Genomic DNA, 229 nt, shown 5'->3' with positions numbered 1-229 from the left:
GCCAGGGACGGTGCCGGTCAGTCAGGCGTCATGCTGCTGGAGTACGTGGCTGCCGCCGCCGTGGGACGGATTCGCGCGAATACCCAACCGGCCAGCCTGCAAACAGTGGCGTTGTCCTTGGGGGCAGAAGAAGACGCCAGCTTTGCCAGCGTAGCGGCCGCTCAACTGCAGTCGACGGTCCAAGCCCTGGCGACAGTCACCGCCGTCGAACTTGTCTGTGCGGCAAGGG

The 229-nt window shown here is 65.9% G+C and carries 1 protein-coding gene; it reads left to right on the top strand.

All coding sequences use genetic code 11. The features are described 5' to 3' along the window. Positions 1-30: 30 nt before the first annotated feature. The coding region (locus ACPYOM_RS24325; protein ID WP_481347951.1) for an aromatic amino acid lyase at positions 31-229 on the top strand (199 nt) is incomplete at its 3' end.

The sequence above is a fragment of the Monashia sp. HAY1-2A genome (assembly GCF_056755315.1).
Note: the sequence above shows the minus strand (reverse complement) of the source record. Positions and strands in the feature narration are given on the sequence as shown.